The sequence below is a fragment of the Haloarcula laminariae genome, assembly GCF_025457605.1.
GTDB classification, from domain to species: domain Archaea; phylum Halobacteriota; class Halobacteria; order Halobacteriales; family Haloarculaceae; genus Haloarcula; species Haloarcula laminariae.
In genome coordinates this window covers 1-13557 of sequence record NZ_JAMZFY010000002.1, presented here as the reverse complement: position 1 = coordinate 13557, position 13557 = coordinate 1, and the positions used below count along the sequence as shown (strand labels likewise).

Below are 13557 nucleotides of genomic sequence, written 5' to 3'. Positions count from 1 at the left end.
ACTGTTGGCCGATAACAGACCAACCGCGGTCAGCGGGACCAGCGAAATTGTAAGAAGTAAAACTATTAGCTTTATCTTCAGGTCCATACCAACGGTCGCATAATTCGTAACTTAACCCTTATCGTTGGATTCTCTCTGTTGATAACCAACGGCCATAACGCTAATAACGGCGGAATTTCCGATTCTCATTCTGTATAACGTCAGACTGACGAGCGGCTGTTATATCCCTGTGTGCCGCGTTCTCAGACATCATTCCTATCTACCAAGTTCGACCCCCGCGTGGGAACGTTCAAATACCAGCACGCGACCACCCCGGCCCATGCACGACGGAACGCGCGTGATGGCCGGTGAGTGTACGACTGTCTTCGAGGGGTCCCGCGAGCGCGAGCAACGGGGCGACGTGCTGGTCGTCGTCAAGCCCGACAACACCGTTCTGGTCCACGACGCCGGGGGGTACCAGCCCGTCGCGTGGCTCACCAGGGCCGAGAGCGTCGCCGTCGAGGACGGCACCGTCACCGCCCGCGACGGCGACCAGTTCCTCCGAGTCGTCGCCCACGAGGAACACGGAAGCGCCCGGTTTCCGGCCTCGCAGGCCGGCGTCCCGGTCGGCGACTGCCGGGACTGTCCGGGGACGCTCGTGCGTGCGCAGGGCGAGGTCACCTGTACCGGCTGTGAGACACGCTACGGCCTGCCGACCGACGCGACCGTCACCGGGGGCCGGTGTGACGCTTGCGGGCTCCCCACGATGCGGGTCGAGCGCGGCGCGGCCATCGAGTGTTGCATCGACCGAACGTGTGAGTCCCTCGACGACCGGGTCACGGCGCTTTTCGACCGCGAGTGGACCTGCAAGCACTGCGGCGGTGACCTCCGGATTCTGCGGCGGGGCGGCCTCATCGCCGGCTGCGAGCACTACCCCGACTGCGACACCGGCTACGCGGTGCCGTCCGGCGTCGTCGTCGACCGCTGTCCGTGTGGCCTGCCGACCTTCGAGACGAGCGGCGGCCGGCGCTGTCTGGACAGCGGCTGCGAGCACAGCGGCTAGCCCGCCGTCGTCGACCCGCAGGGGATTTCACCCCGCGCCGACCACTCACGGGTATGCAACTCACGCTAGACGGCGACGTCGTCAGGGCCGGGTCCCGCGCCCGCGAGCGGTTCTACGACTCGCGCGGTTACGGCCACGCTCGCAACGGCGACCTCGACCTGGCGCCGGTGGAGGCCGCACATCTCTGTTACCGCGGCGACATCGACGCCGTCGACGGGATGGCTGTCGACGAACTCCTCGCCTCCGGGGCCGTCTCGGCGATGGAGTTTCTGGTCTACAAGGACCTCCGGGACCGTGGGTTCTATCTCACGCCCGCCCGCGAAGGATGGGTCGACGACCCCGCCGGCGCGGACTTCGTGGTCTACCCCCGCGGCAAGGGACCGTGGGACGACGAAGTCGCCTACCGCGTCACCGTCGTCGGCGAGCGCGACGACGTGCCCGCGGCGTCGCTGGGCGACTGCGTGCTGGCCGTCGTCGACGAGGAGAGCGAACTGACGTATCTGGACACCAGCCGTCGGACTGTCGAGGGCACCAGCGCGGCCGAGGTACCCGAGGTCCACGGGACCCTGCTGTCAGAGCGGGTGCTGTGCTGGGAGCCGCCCGAAGCGCTGTATCAGCAGGCGTTCTACGGGCAGCAGCTGGACGAGGACGCCGTTCAGCTCTCGCTCGTGGAGGCGGCGTACCTGGCTCGCGAGGGGACGCTGACGGTCGACGGCGGCGAAACCGCTGTCGTGGAACGGGGCCGCGACGTCGAGGGCGACCGGTTCGACCGCCGGCTGCGGGTGTACGCCGCGTTGCGGGACGCGGGCGTCGTCCCCAAGACGGGGTTCAAGTTCGGCGCCGACTTCCGGACCTACGCCGACGTCGAGTCGGTCGAGGACCTGGGCCACTCCGAACTGCTCGTCCGGGTCCTGCCCGCGAGCCACGCCTTCGAACCGCGCGACCTCGCCCTGGACGTTCGGCTGGCCCACGGCGTCCGGAAGACGATGGTGTTCGCCCTGGTCGGCGACGGTGTCGAGTGGGTGCAGGTCGAACGGCTGACGCCCTAGCTGTCGAAGCAGCGTCGACTCACGTTTTTGCCTGCTCTCTTGACAGCCAGAAAGCCCCGGCTGGCTGAACTCGGGGCCTCGTTGCGCTCCTCACTCGCTTCGCTCGTTCCGGTGCTTACATCGTCCGCCGTCGTTCAGCCAGCCGCCCCTTTCAGTCCCGCCCAGCGCTATTTGCCTAACCAGCTACGGGAGGGACTGAAAGGGGCCGACCGCTCGATGAGCGAGACGACGTAAGGACCACAGCGAACGCAGTGAGCAAGGACCGCAGCGAGTCGCAGCCATCGAGCGGTCGGGGGCTTTCTGGCTGTTCAGGTCAACCGTGCCGGTCGTGGTTGCGGTTGCTAGCGGGGCTTTCTGGCTGTAACCAATCGCTGTCCGATTCAAGCCAACACAGAACGCTAGAAGCGAACCCTTTTTGCGCCGACCGGAGCCAAGGGTGTACTAACACGGCCTGTCCGTGTCTATCACTATGACAGACCGCGACTCCCACCACGACGATGCATCGCCCGACGAGGACCGCCGCCAGTCGGGAGCGGCGTGGCGGGAGTCCGAGCCGACCCCCGTGACCGACGGGGGTACCGACGCCGCCGGCGCCGACGAAGCGGTGCTCGACCCGTGGGGCTCTTCCACCGTCGAGGACTACCGCAAGCTGTTTGAGCAGTTCGGTATCGAGGAGTTCGACGACGTCCTCCCGGAGGTCCCGAACCCCCACTACCTGATGCGCCGGGGCGTCATCTTCGGCCACCGGGACTACTCGCCGGTCGCCGAGGCCATGCGCAACGACGACCCCTTCGCCTCGCTGTCGGGCTTCATGCCCACCGGCGACCCCCACATCGGCCACAAGATGGTGTTCGACGAGATAATCTGGCACCAGCAACAGGGCGCCGACGCCTACGCGCTCATCGCCGACCTGGAGGCCCACGCCGCCCGCGAGCTCTCGTGGTCGGAAATCGACGAACACGCTCGCAGCTACGTCCTCTCCCTGCTCGCGCTGGGCTTCGACCCAGAGGAGGGCGAGCTCTATCGCCAGTCCGACAACCGACAGTTGCAGGACCTCGCCTTCGAACTGGGCGCCGAGACGAACTTCTCGGAGCTACAGGCCATCTACGACTTCGACGGCGAGACCGACGTCTCGCACATGCAGTCGGTCGTCACGCAGATGGCCGACATCCTCTACCCGCAACTGGACGAGCCGAAACCGACCGTCATCCCGGTTGGCCCGGACCAGGACCCCCACATGCGGCTCGCCCGTGACCTCGCGGCGCGGATGCGCTATTTCGGCGTCACCGAAGCGTTCGCCAGTTTCGAGGCCGACGCCGTCGAGCGGACGCTGCTCCGGCAGGCCTACGACGCCCGCGAGGAGTACGCCGAGGACCCGGAGACGCCCCGCTGTGTCGAGGCCGCCGACTACCTGCGCGAGCGGGAACCGGCCCCCGCCGACGCCCGCGAGTCGGTCGCGAAGAAGCTCGACAACGCCGGCAAGGAGCCGCTTCGACCGCGGACCCGCATCTTCGACCGCAACGCCACCGACGAGGCCTTCGAGGCGCTCATCGAGGCCGTTCCCGGCGAGAAGCGCGTCTACGACGAACACGTCGACGCCTTCGAGCTGGACCGCGCCGATGCGGACGAACTCGCCCGCGAGGTCGAACTCGACACCGGCGGCTACGGCTTCCTGCCGCCGTCGTCGATTTACCACCGCTTCATGACCGGCCTCACCGGCGGGAAGATGTCCTCCTCGATTCCGGCCTCGCACATCTCCCTGCTCGACGACCCCGAGGACGGGTACGACAAGGTGAAATCCGCCACCACCGGCGGCCGGACCACCGCCGAGGAACAGCGCGAGAAGGGCGGGAAGGCCGACGAGTGCCCCGTCTACGAACTGTACGCCTACCTGTTGTCGGGCGACGACGACGAGTTCGCCGAGGAGGTCTACGAGGAGTGTGTCGGCGGCGAGCGCCTCTGTGGCGGGTGCAAGGAGCAGGCGGCCGAACTGATGGAAGCCTTCCTCGAAGAGCACCAGGAGAAACGCGACGAGTGGGAGGAGAAACTCGACGAACTGGATATCGACCTCGATTCGGACCGGAAGCGGGCGTAAGCGAGGGGCTATTGCATCCGGGGCTGTTCCGTCCCGCTGTACCCGTAGACGTAGCCGTTCGAGACGAGATACAGCACGCCGTGCCCGTACAGCGCCGACCCGCCGCGGATGTCGAGGTCCGATTGCTCCGGGACCGGGACCGAGCGGTACGGCCTGGGCTCGTCGGCGGAGGCCGGCGTCAGCAGTGTCCCGGCCGGCGAGGCGATGTCGAGGCTTCCCTGGTTCGCGAACCCGTAGGTCAGTCTCCGACTGGCCACGACCTCTCCGGCCCCGAGCGTCTCAGGGATTCCGGCTTCGGTTAGCTCTCCCGAGGCAACGTCGACGAAGCTGAGCCCCCGGTTCGACCGGAAAAACACCGCGCCATCGGCGACTCGGAGGTCGCTGAGGCCGGGCAGTGCGGAGAAGCCGCCTACCTGTCTCGTGCGGCTCGCGACGACGGACCACTGCTCCTCGCCGGTCGCCGCGTCGTAGGCGAACAGCTCGATGCGCGCGTCGTCTGCGTTTTCGTAGCCGGCTGGTGAGCTCACGAACACGGTACCGTTCGCGACGGCTCCAGTATCGCCCGTTCCGGTCCCCGTCGATGGCCGGGCGACCCACTCCGGTTCGGTCCCGCCTTCGAGGGGGAATTTCGCCAGTGGGACCTGTCCGCCGTAGGTGAACAGGCCGTCCTCGCCGACCGCCGCGAACGATCCGGGCAGCGTACGCTGTACGTCTCCGGAGTCCGGGTCCACCTCCTTGACGCCCTCCTCGGTCCCGACAAACAACGCCCCGTCGGTCGGCACCATGTACGTTGCCGTCTCGTCAATCTGGCTCTCGTACTCGAACGGTGCGACATCGTTCTCCCAGCGCACCGTCCCGTCGGCCCTCTGCGCCCGCAGCGTCCCGCCGTCGAAAACGTACTCGGTGTCGCCGATGACGGCGACCTCGCTGGGTTTCGAGAGCACTTGCTGCCACTGCTCGGCCCCGGTCCACCGGTCCAGCGCGGCGATGGAGCTTCGCTCGCCGTTCGGCGTGTCCCACCGGACTCGGACGTAGAGCCGGTTCTCGCTCACCGCCTGGAGCTGCGCCGTTCCGCTTCCGGACTGGTCAATACCGGCCGGGCTCTGCAGTGAGAACTGTGTCACAAGCTCCGGTTCGACGCCGATACCGTTGTTCGGGAGCGTCGGACCCGTCCGTCCGGGGTTCCCTTCCATGTACGTCGTGTCGTCGGGGTGCAGCGCGACCGTGGTCACTTCTTCGCCGTCGAGTGTGACCGCGTGGTCGTCGGCCGACACCGTCTCCGTCGCTTGGAACCGACGCTGCTGGTCCGGGGCCACTCGCATATCGTCAGTCCCGTCGCCGGCCGACACCGGCCGCAGTCCCGTCACGTCGGTGTCGCCGATACGGATGTTCGGGCTGAACTCGACGCGACTGTCGTTCGGGTTCTCGACGAGGACGTTGACCGTCACTCGGCCGCGGTTGTCCCCCTCCCTCGCGACGGCTGTCGCTTGGACGGTCGCTTCGGTGTTCAACTCCGGTTGTGGAGTATCGGTTCCGCGCTCGGCGCTCGTCCCGCTGCGGTCGAACATGGAGCTACACCCCGACAGCGCTGCCGTGCCGGCGGCCGCCGTCGAAAGCAGGCCTCGGCGGCTGTACTTCTGCATCTGCGTTCCATACCGCTTTTCGCGTATTAAATCTACTCGGACACTAGCCCGGTCGTGTTCAGTCAGACACCGGGGACTCCGAACAGCCGGAACCCCCTGGCGGGCCGAACTCTGGGGCTCGCGTGCTCACGTCGCCCGCCTTCGCTCAGCCACTGGGACGATTCCGACCCCGATGGCGCGTGCGCTTCCGCAATCCTTTTTCTACCGCACGACAATCGGTCGCACCTGGCACCCGAATCCCACGCTGCCAGTGTCGCCGTCCAGCCGCCGCGCAGTCCGGGGTTCGGATTTTTCTTCGCGGCCTGACGGGCGGCGGACTCGGGGCCGGCGTGACCCGGACGAAATCGCCCGGTGCGAGGGGCGCCCCTCACAGCAAGTGAGAACCGTTAACTGAGCGACCCGCGGTTATCACCACAACGACCGAGACATCTCTATGAAACGACCACAGGCACAGGTCGGCGTGTTACACGCCGCCGACGCTGACACACCCAGTCGCATCGACGAGGTGGCCGAGGCGGCCGACCTCAAACCGGAGACGGCCACGCGGGCCGCGTTCGAACTCGAAGACGACGGCCTGGTGTCCGTCACCGAGGAGACCCTCGAACACTACACGCTGACCGACGAAGGCACCCAGTACGTCTTCGAGAGCCTCCCCGAACAGGACCTCTACGAGGCCGCAATCGACGCGGGCGCCGACGAGGGCCCGGTCGCCATGGGGCAGGTTATCGGCGCCTCGGGACTCGAGGGCGGGGCCGTCGACGTGGCACTGGCGAACTACGCCCGCAAGGGGTACGGCGAGATAGACAGCGGCGAGATAACCGCGGACCCCGACGCCGACACCGGGTCCGACGCCGAGATGTACGCGCTCGAAGCCGTCGCCGACGACCGCCTCGACGAGGCCGACGCCGACGCGCTCGACCAGCTCGAACGGCGCGGCCTGCTCTCGGTCCGCGAGGAGACCGTCCGCTCGGTCCAGCTCACCGACGACGGCGTCACCGCGCTGATGGGCGGCGTCGAGGCCGCCGAGACCGTCGACCAGCTCACCGCCGAACTGCTCACCAGCGGCGAGTGGGAGGACGTGGAGTTCACCGAGTACAACGTCGAGGCGGACGCCGAGGACGTGAGCCACGGCAAGGAACACATCCTGCGCCAGACCGCCAACCGCGTCAAGGACACCCTCGTGGGCATGGGCTTCCAGGAGATGGACGGCCCCCACGTCGACGCCCAGTTCTGGATCAACGACTGCCTGTTCATGCCCCAGGACCACCCCGCGCGAACCCACTGGGACCAGTTCGCCCTCGAACAGCCCGACGAGATACGGGACCTGCCCGACGACCTCGTCGACCGTGTTCGCTCGGCCCACAGAGAGGGCGTCGGGCCCGACGGCGAGGGGTACCACTCGCCGTGGGAGGAAGAGGTGGCTCGCGGGCTGGACCTGCGGGGCCACACCACGTCGCTGTCGATGCGGTACCTCTCGGGCGAGGAGATAGGGGAACTCGAACCGCCCCAGCGCTTTTTCAGCGTCGAGAAGGTCTACCGCAACGACACGCTCGACCCGACGCACCTGCTCGAGTTCTTCCAGATAGAGGGGTGGGTGATGGCCGAGGACCTCTCCGTGCGTGACCTGATGGGCACCTTCACCGAGTTCTACGAGCAGTTCGGCATCACCGACCTGGAGTTCAAGCCCCACTACAACCCCTACACGGAGCCGAGCTTCGAACTGTTCGGTACCCACCCCGAGACCGGCGAGGTCGTCGAGGTCGGCAACTCGGGCATCTTCCGCGAGGAGGTGCTCTCGCCGCTGGGCGTCGACTGTGACGTGATGGCGTGGGGCCTCTCGCTGGAGCGCCTGCTCATGCTGATGTACGGCTTCGAGGACATCCGGGACGTCCACGGGACGCTGTGTGACCTTGAACTGCTGCGGACCACGGAGGTGCTTCACTGATGCCAGTCGTCGACGTCGACCCCGACGAGCTTCGCTATCTGACCGGCCACGACGAGAAGGACGACGACGAACTCAAATCGGACCTGTTCGACCTCGGCCTGGAGTTCGAGGGCTGGACCGAGGACGACGAGTTCCAGCTGGAGTTCGCCCCCGACAGATTGGACCGCCTCTCCGTCGAGGGCGTCGCCCGCTCGCTGCGATACCACTACGGCGACGACCGCGGCGTCTACGTCCCGAACACGAACAGCGCCGAGTGGACCATCGAGGTCGAGGACCAGCCGCCGGAACGACCCTACGTCACCGGCGCCGTCGTCCGCGGGCTGGACCTCTCCGACGGCGCTCTGGAGTCCCTGATTCAACTGCAGGAGAAGCTCCACGCGACGATGGGCCGCAAGCGCGCGAAAGGCGCCATCGGGGTCCACGACCTCACGATGCTGAAGGGGACCGACCTCCGGCCGTCCGACGGGGAATCGAGCAGCCTGGACCTGACCGGCGGGCAGGACCCGACCGAAGCCAGCGAGGAGCCCCAGGACGAGATGGTCGGCGACGCCGCCGTCGAACCGGTCGGGGGCAACGCGATTACCTACACCAGCGCCGACCCCGACGAGGCCACTTTCGTCCCGCTCGACAGCGACGCCGAGATGACGCCGGCCGAGGTCATCGAGGGCCACGACACCGGCCAGACCTACGGCGACCTCGTCGCCGACTTCGACCGCGTCCCAGCCATCTACGACGCTATCGGGCTGTTCTCGTTCCCGCCGGTCATCAACGGCCGCCGGACCGAGGTCAGCGAGGACTCCCGCGACCTCCTCATCGAGATGACCGGGACCGACCAGTGGACCATCGACCACATGTGCAACATCGTCTGTTACGCGCTGGAGGCCCGCGGCGGGACCGTCGAGCGCGTCAACGTCGAGTACGCCGACGACGCGCCCGGCGAGTACGCCGGCCGGACGCTGTCGCGCCCGGACTTCGGGACCCGGACGAAGACGGTCACGCAGGACCGCATCGAGTCGCTGCTCGGCGTCGACCTGGAGCCGGAGCGGATAATCGACTACACGGAACGCGCCGGACTGGACGCCACGCGGGTCGTGACCGACGACGGCGTCGCCTTCGAGGTCGAGATTCCGCCCTACCGGGTCGACATCATCCACCCCCTCGACATCGTCGACGACATCGGGCGCGCGCTCGGGTTCAACAGCCTCGAACCGACCTATCCGGACGTCTCGACCGTCGGCGGCCGCCACGACCGCTCCGTCCTGGAGGACGCCGCCCGCGATACCCTCGTGGGACTCGGCTTCGAGGACCTGCTGAACTTCCACATGACCAACGAGGCGGAGAACTACGGTCGGATGAACCTCCCCGACCCCGGAACGGCGGACGCCGACGACTCGCTCGTCGGCCTCGCGGACCCGGTCACCATCCAAGAGCCCTACAGCGAGGACTACACCATCCTCCGCACGTGGGCACTCCCGTCGCTCATGATGGTCCTGGAGAACAACACCCACCGGCGCTACCCCCAGGACATCGCGGAAATCGGGCTCGCCGCCGGGCTGGACGACAGCCACAACACCGGCGTGGCCGAGCACCGGACCGTCGCCGGCGCCCTCGCCCGCACTGACGCCTCCTACGAGGACGCCAAGGCCCGCCTGCAGGCCATCGCCGAGGCCTTCGACAAGGACCTCGAAACGCCCGCGACGGAGCATCCGACGTTCATCGGCGGTCGGGCCGCCGACGTCGTCCTGGACGGCGAGACGGTCGGCGTCATCGGCGAGGTGCATCCGAAGGTGCTCGTCGAGCACGACCTGGAGCTACCGGTAGCTGCCTTCGAGTTCCGACTCGACGCGCTAGAGTGACGCGAGCGACTTGATGGAGTGAGCGCTTTTTCGCCCACGTTTTTCGAGGAGTGGTGGTCGAGTACAGCGAGACCACCCGACGCTGAAAAAGGTGGTAGCAGCACGACCTAGAGCTACCGGTAGCTGCCTTCGAGTTCCGACTCGGCGCGCTGGAGTGACGCGAGTCCGGTCGACCGGCGTAACCGTCCGGTAACCCGATTACCGCCCCGTTACAGGGCGCTTTTGCGTTATTGCCACGTACTAGCACACAGAGGGACAATGACTGCCTCCGAGCGACACTCCGACTGCGGCGACCCGGACCGCTACGGCAACCCGGCCTGTGAGACCTATCCGTGGTTCGCCCTCGACTGGGTCGTCGACGACCCCGACGCGCCCTCGGTGCTCACCATCGTGCCGGGTACGGGCGACAGCCGGACGGCGTGGCTGTCGGCCGACATCCAGGCCGCGATTCCGATAGCGGAGTGTCGCTAGAGGTCCGCACCGACGGCGTCTTCGACGCTGTCGAAGCCGTCCCGGTCCAGCAAGTCCACCAGCCCCTCGTTGATATCGCGGGCCAGCGACGGCCCCTCGTAGACCAGCCCGGTGTAGAGCTGGACGAGCGACGCGCCAGCGCGGATTTTCCGGTAGGCGCCCTCGGCCGAGGCGACCCCGCCGACGCCGACGACGGGCACGTCGACGCGCTCGGCGACGAAGCGGACCATTCGCGTCGCTCTGTCTTCGATCGGCGCGCCCGAGAGCCCGCCCGTCTCGCTCGCGTTGGGCGAGCGCAGCCCTTCGGGGCGTTCGGTCGTCGTGTTTGTGGCGACGACGCCGTCGAGGTCGAGTTCGGTCACCAGCTCCAGCGTGTCCTCGACCGCGGGGTCGGGGAGGTCCGGCGAGAGCTTCACGAGGAGGGGGCTGGCGCCCGCGTCCTGAAGCTCCTCGAAGATGGCCGTCATCGCCGCCCGGTTCTGGAGCTCCTCGAACCCCTGTGAGTTGGGACAGGAGACGTTGACGACGAAGAAGTCGCCGCCCTCGGCGACCCGTTCGTACGTCTCCCGGTAGTCCGCCGGCGCCGCGTCGGTACCGACGTGTTCGCTCTTGGCGATGTTGACCCCCAGCGGGAACGGGGCATCGGTCGCCGCCAGCCGTTCACCGACGGTCGCCGCGCCCTCGTTGTTCAGCCCCATGCGGTTGATGAGGCCGCCGTCCTCTCGCAGACGGAACATCCGCGGGCGGGCGTTGCCGGCCTGTGGCTCGGCCGTGACGCCGCCGACCTCGGCGAAGCCAAAGCCCATCGACGCCAGGGCGTTCGGTATCGTCGCGTTCTTGTCGAAGCCCGCGGCGACGCCGACGGGATTGTCGAACTCCCGGCCGAACGCGGAGACGGCGAGCCGGTCGTCGCCGACGGTGTAGCGCCGGGCCATCGCAGTCGCTATCGGGGTGCCCTGTGCTGTCTTCAATAGGCTGTGAACGGCACCGTGTGCCGTTTCGGCCGGGAGCGAGAACAGAACCGGTTTGGCGATGTCGTAGAGTCTCATTGGGGCGTTCGAACCGACCCCCGACGATTGCCGGGGGTTGGCGACGGCACGTCAGAAATCGTGTTCGACCTCTTCGGGGTCGGCCTTTTGAATAATGATCTTGTTATCACGAACCCGAACGAACACCTCGTCGCCGATCTCCATGCCGGCGACGGCGAGTTCGTCTTCGTGGATGTTGATATGTACGTTGTGGTACTCGCCGTTCTCATCTTTGGCGCCACTCGGGCTGAGCTTCTTCTTTCGCACCATCGCGCTATCCTATTCCGTGCATCGCCGTAGGATACACTTAAGTCTACCGTGCGGCGGGCCGATTGCGGCCGCGCGTCGGGGCGGCGATTTTCCCCGAATCGTGGCCGGATACGGTCGCGCTCGGCTTCCACTATATAAACGTACCCCGGCAGGGAGCCCGATTCGGGGGGTATATTTATGTTGTGCCATGTTTTGGGTTGACATGGAGCGGAGAAAACCATGGCACGCGACAGCGACAAGCGCAACTTTGCGCTCCGTGAGGATGGTGACGAATCGAGCGTCTTCTCAGGCGGGACACCCCGGCAGGCTGCGTTGAAGGCCGCCCGGCGTCTCGACCCGGCCGACAGCGAGGACGCAGCCGACCCGGAGGAGATTCGGCTCCGGGAGAAAGGCACCCACAAGGTCCACATCTACGAGGCGTGGGCCTGGGTAGAAACAGCGCCCGACGACAAACCGGACTGGATGCCGGGCGACATCACGAAAGGGAACGTCTCGAAAGAGGGCGTCGAGCACCTCGACGACATCTAGTTCCCCAGCACGCACTTTTTGCCGACGACCCGGCCGGTTGCTCCGCCACACAGTTCCTACTCTTCGGGCGCGCGTGAACGCGCACACGCACGACCCACGCATATGCGGACTTGCCACCAGCTCGTCGCCCGCGTCTCATGTTCGATGTGACTGTCCACCCCATGAGAGTCACTACCCCGTGTAATCGCCTGCCGAAGCGGCCTCGGTCCGACGAGGTTAAGTGTGACACTCCCATCGACTCTGATGCGAAGGAGGTCGGGGACGACACTTCCCCGGTCGGGCCTCGTACCAACCGACGCCCTTAAGTGTAACAGGGTGTTCGGATGGAACGCGAAGGTCGCTCACGTCGTGCGGTTCGACGCGACCCAACTCCGATGCCCTTAAGTGTAACAGGGTATTCGGGTTGAACGCGAACGAGGCCTGGCCGGGGCCGACAAAACCCGGCCACACACTGCGGCGACACCGGGTCGCCATCGGAACTCGAAGCCTTTAAGATGGCTTCGGGACAATATGCAGGTCCGAAGAAATGAGGATTCCACCCCTGCGGTCCGCCGTCAAGATGGGATCTGATGTGAGCCCTGATAGTTCGGTGACACTCGGTCGGCGAGTGTCCTCGAACACCCTTCGATAGCGACCACACTCCATCTGGAGTGTGACCCGCCTAACCCCCCGGCCTTGTGCCGGGAGACATTCCGGTTGATCCTGCCGGAGGTCATTGCTATTGGAGTCCGATTTAGCCATGCTAGTCGCGCGGGTTCAGACCCGCGGCATATAGCTCAGTAACACGTGGCCAAACTACCCTATGGACAGGGACAACCTCGGGAAACTGAGGCTAATCCCTGATACCACTCTCATGCTGGAGTGCAGAGAGTGAGAAACGCTCCGGCGCCATAGGATGTGGCTGCGGCCGATTAGGTAGATGGTGGGGTAACGGCCCACCATGCCCATAATCGGTACAGGTTGTGAGAGCAAGAGCCTGGAGACGGTATCTGAGACAAGATACCGGGCCCTACGGGGCGCAGCAGGCGCGAAACCTTTACACTGCACGACAGTGCGATAAGGGGACTCCGAGTGCGAGGGCATATAGTCCTCGCTTTTCTGTACCGTAGGGAGGTACAGGAACAAGTGCTGGGCAAGACCGGTGCCAGCCGCCGCGGTAATACCGGCAGCACGAGTGATGACCGATATTATTGGGCCTAAAGCGTCCGTAGCTGGCCAAGCAAGTCCATTGGGAAATCGACGCGCTCAACGCGTCGGCGTCCGGTGGAAACTGTTTGGCTTGGGGCCAGAAGACCTGAGGGGTACGTCCGGGGTAGGAGTGAAATCCTGTAATCCTGGACGGACCACCAATGGGGAAACCACCTCAGGAGGATGGACCCGACAGTGAGGGACGAAAGCTAGGGTCTCGAACCGGATTAGATACCCGGGTAGTCCTAGCTGTAAACGATGCTCGCTAGGTGTGCCGTAGGCTACGAGCCTGCGCTGCGCCCTAGGGAAGCCGAGAAGCGAGCCGCCTGGGAAGTACGTCCGCAAGGATGAAACTTAAAGGAATTGGCGGGGGAGCACCACAACCGGAGGAGCCTGCGGTTTAATTGGACTCAACGCCGGACATCTCACCGGTCCCGACAGC

The 13557-nt window shown here is 66.1% G+C and carries 10 protein-coding genes and 1 rRNA gene; 8 read left to right on the top strand and 3 right to left on the bottom strand.

The window, feature by feature from the left end:
- Positions 1–319: 319 nt before the first annotated feature.
- From NJQ98_RS11540 to NJQ98_RS11530, 3 genes are all read left to right on the top strand, one after another.
- The gene (locus NJQ98_RS11540; protein ID WP_262178832.1) at positions 320–1042 is read left to right on the top strand and encodes an endonuclease NucS domain-containing protein; all 723 of its coding nucleotides are present in this window, start codon (positions 320–322) and stop codon (positions 1040–1042) included.
- Between the two features lie 53 nt (positions 1043–1095).
- Complete coding sequence (gene endA, locus NJQ98_RS11535; protein WP_262178830.1) at positions 1096–2091, top strand: tRNA-intron lyase; 996 nt, start codon at positions 1096–1098, stop codon at positions 2089–2091.
- Between the two features lie 469 nt (positions 2092–2560).
- Complete coding sequence (locus NJQ98_RS11530) at positions 2561–4186, top strand: tryptophan--tRNA ligase (RefSeq protein ID WP_262178828.1); 1626 nt, start codon at positions 2561–2563, stop codon at positions 4184–4186.
- An 8-nt stretch (positions 4187–4194) separates the two neighbouring features.
- Here NJQ98_RS11530 and NJQ98_RS11525 read toward each other — a convergent pair whose 3' ends face one another.
- Positions 4195–5829, bottom strand: a complete 1635-nt coding sequence (locus NJQ98_RS11525; RefSeq protein ID WP_262178826.1) for an outer membrane protein assembly factor BamB family protein — start codon at positions 5827–5829, stop codon at positions 4195–4197.
- A gap of 433 nt (positions 5830–6262) precedes the next feature.
- On the opposite strand from NJQ98_RS11525, the gene pheS reads away from it, so the two are divergent.
- From pheS to NJQ98_RS11510, 3 genes are all read left to right on the top strand, one after another.
- Positions 6263–7774 (top strand): phenylalanine--tRNA ligase subunit alpha, encoded by a 1512-nt coding sequence (gene pheS, locus NJQ98_RS11520; protein ID WP_262178825.1) that lies wholly within the window; start codon positions 6263–6265, stop codon positions 7772–7774.
- Positions 7774–9630, top strand: a complete 1857-nt coding sequence (gene pheT / locus NJQ98_RS11515) for a phenylalanine--tRNA ligase subunit beta (RefSeq protein WP_262178823.1) — start codon at positions 7774–7776, stop codon at positions 9628–9630. The genes pheS and pheT overlap by 1 nt, the downstream gene beginning before the upstream one ends.
- Before the next feature lie 258 nt (positions 9631–9888).
- Positions 9889–10101: a hypothetical protein gene (locus NJQ98_RS11510; protein ID WP_262178821.1), complete on the top strand. Its 213-nt coding sequence runs from the start codon at positions 9889–9891 to the stop codon at positions 10099–10101.
- Here the strand turns inward: NJQ98_RS11510 and NJQ98_RS11505 are convergent.
- Together NJQ98_RS11505 and NJQ98_RS11500 are read right to left on the bottom strand one after the other, a co-directional pair.
- On the bottom strand, positions 10098–11150 hold the full coding sequence (locus NJQ98_RS11505) for a quinone-dependent dihydroorotate dehydrogenase (protein WP_262178819.1): 1053 nt from the start codon (positions 11148–11150) through the stop codon (positions 10098–10100). The genes NJQ98_RS11510 and NJQ98_RS11505 overlap by 4 nt on opposite strands.
- A 51-nt stretch (positions 11151–11201) precedes the next feature.
- Positions 11202–11399, bottom strand: a complete 198-nt coding sequence (locus NJQ98_RS11500) for a hypothetical protein (protein WP_262178817.1) — start codon at positions 11397–11399, stop codon at positions 11202–11204.
- Positions 11400–11618: 219 nt separating this feature from the next.
- On the opposite strand from NJQ98_RS11500, the gene NJQ98_RS11495 reads away from it, so the two are divergent.
- Both NJQ98_RS11495 and NJQ98_RS11490 read left to right on the top strand, forming a co-directional pair.
- Positions 11619–11927, top strand: a complete 309-nt coding sequence (locus NJQ98_RS11495; RefSeq protein WP_262178815.1) for a non-histone chromosomal MC1 family protein — start codon at positions 11619–11621, stop codon at positions 11925–11927.
- Between the two features lie 689 nt (positions 11928–12616).
- Positions 12617–13557: ribosomal RNA gene (locus NJQ98_RS11490) — 16S ribosomal RNA — on the top strand; the annotation flags it as partial.